The organism is Thermodesulfobacteriota bacterium, from assembly GCA_039028315.1.
Lineage (GTDB): Bacteria > Desulfobacterota_D > UBA1144 > Nemesobacterales > UBA2774 > CR02bin9.
Genome location: JBCCIH010000242.1, coordinates 1 through 2,720, shown reverse-complemented (window position 1 = coordinate 2,720; position 2,720 = coordinate 1). Strand labels below are relative to the sequence as shown.

The window sequence follows — 2,720 nt, the reverse complement described above, 5'->3', positions numbered from 1 at the left end:
CCAGATTGAAAGCGCAAGAATTACTGCCGAGAGAGTAAGTAGAAGTGGTTTATGCATAAAGACCTTAAAATTATAGATCATTGAAGCAATAGTCATAAGCACTAAAAAGATCATAGGAATAAGTGTATAAATCACTGGCCTTTTGGTCTTCCAGAGATAAAAAGTCGCAACTAGCAGGGTAAGACCTGCAACTAACTGGTTGGTAGCGCCAAATAGCGGCCACAATAAAAAGCCTCCAGAACCCATACCCTTTGCAGGCGCCTGGGCCAATAGTGCTAATAGTAATGCTGGTACTACAGCAAGAAATGCCCCAATATATCTGTTTTTAAGAGGTTCAATTTTATACGCATTGCCAAGCTCTCCGATTATGAGTCTCTGTACCCTTGTTGCTGTGTCTAATGATGTGGCTGCAAAGCTAATGACAATAACACTAATTAGCGTATCGCCGAAAACTGGCGGTATATTGAGCGCATCCAAAAATGTGGACGAACCCCTTACAAAGTTTATTATGCCGTTCTGGTAAGCTTGTTCCCAAGTCCCATAATGCGTAAGCCAATCTGCCTGGCTAATCCCTGCTGCCACAGCAAGAGTAGCAATCATAGCAAGCGTACCCTCCCCTAGCATGCCGCCATATCCAATCATCCTGGCATCTCTCATCTTGTTTAGCTGTTTGGAGGTGGTTCCGCTTGCTACCAAGCCGTGAAAACCGCTAATAGCTCCGCATGCAATAGTAACAAAGATAAATGGGAATAGAGGTACACCACCTTGTGTGTTGTAATTTATAGCGGGTGCCTGCATCTGTGGATGAGCAATAAGAATACCGATAAATAAAAGCCCCAGACCTAATATTAGTTGGTGCCCGTTTATATAGTCTCTTGGCTGAAGCAAGGTCCAAACCGGAAGTACTGAAGCGATAAATGAATAGACTAATAGTAGCAGAATCCACGTGACAATTTGGCTACCAAAAACTGCCGGGATTTCAATAGGGAACAATGTTCCTATATAAATCATTACATATAGAGTGATAAGTGCTAAGATAGAGGGCCACAAAATCGGAATACCTTTTTTATAGAACAAAAATCCAATTATTACTGCAACGATTATTTGAAAGTTAACGGGCAAAACGCTCTGAGGGAATGAGACAAATAGTGATGCAATAGCATAGGCAAAAACTGCGATTACAAAGAAAATCAAGAAATATACAATCAGAAGAAAAAGCGTTCTTGCTCTGGGACTAACTAAAAGTCCGGCCAAATCTCCAACTGAGCGGCCCTTTTCTCTGACCGATACAACAAGGGCACTAAAATCATGCACAGCACCCATAAAGATTGTCCCTATGACTACCCATATAATTGCTGGCACCCATCCCCAGAAGATTGCTATTGCAGGGCCGATAATAGGGGCAGCGCCTGCGATTGAGGCAAAATGATGTCCAAATAGAACATGCTTATTGGACGGTACAAAATCTACTCCGTCATTTTTCTCATGAGCTGGAGTAACTTCATCATCTGATAGACGAAAAATTTTGTCGGCTAGAAACTTTGCATAAAAACGGTAGGCCAAAAAGTAAAGAACTAAAACTATAATGGCCAGAAGCGCGGCATTCAAAAGTGACCTCCTTTTAGCTCAGGAGACCCCATTTCTTCATGCGGTAGCGAAGAACTTCCCTAGTTATCCCAAGCATCTCAGCAGTCCTGGTTTGGTTCCAGTTATGCAAATCCAGTGCTTTAGTTATAACTTTTCTTTCAATTTTGTAAAGTGAGGCATCGTCTAGTGGAACATCTATTACCATTTTGTCATCACCGTCTTGCACCTTTAGGTCATCACCCTCTTCAAGCTTCACATATTTTGGATTCAAGAGCCCATCCTCGCTTAGCAGCACTGCTCTTTCTATGGTGCTTCTGAGCTCTCTTACGTTGCCGGGCCAGTTGTAGTGCAAGAATGTCTTTCTGACTTCGGAAGGAATAATGTTTATGTTCTTATTGAGATCTAGATTGAAATAAGAAACAAAATAATCGGTAATTATCGGAATATCTTCTTTTCTATCTCTAAGTGAGGGCATCTCAAAATTAATGACATTTAATCTATGATAAAGATCTTCTCTAAAACCCCCATTTTTCACTAGGGACTTAAGATCGTGGTTCGTAGCTGCCATAACGCATATATCAACAGTTATATCTCTGCTTCCACCAACTCTTCTAAAACTTCTTTCCTCCACTGCTTTTACCAGCTTTGCCTGTAGTGAAAGGCTCATATCTCCTATTTCGTCCAAAAAGACCGTTCCAGCATCGGCTTGCTCAAGTATTCCTTTCTTAAGTTTTTTAGCATCAGTAAATGCACCCGCCTCATGGCCAAAGAGCTCACTCTCAAGAAGTGTCTCAGGAATAGCCGCGCAGTTGAGCTCAATAAAAGGCTGCTGCTTTCTTGTTCCATTAAAGTGCAGAACCTTTGCAGCAAGGCCCTTACCTGTTCCGCTCTCGCCGCATATTAATATGGTCTTGGGATCTGTTTCAGTTAACTTCTTAAAGAGATCTATTATTTCTTTTATCGACTCGCTCTCACCAATTAGCGAATCAAACCCATATTTCTCCTGTGCTCTCATTGCCACTGCACTTAAGCTATTATCTAGTTCCCTTATTCTAAGCGCATTGCGAACCATCACTTTTAATTTATCTAGTGGAAAAGGCTTCTCAATAAAATCATATGCTCCGTCTCTAATT

2 protein-coding genes are annotated in these 2,720 nt (G+C 41.5%); both read right to left on the bottom strand.

The annotated features are described in order from the left end of the window. Positions 1-1,608: carbon starvation protein A (locus AAF462_11460; protein ID MEM7009740.1), on the bottom strand; the 1,608-nt coding region annotated here is incomplete at its 3' end. 13 nt (positions 1,609-1,621) lie between these two features. Next, positions 1,622-2,720, bottom strand: a 1,099-nt coding sequence (locus tag AAF462_11455) for a sigma-54 dependent transcriptional regulator (GenBank protein MEM7009739.1), incomplete at its 5' end; no start/stop codon positions are given.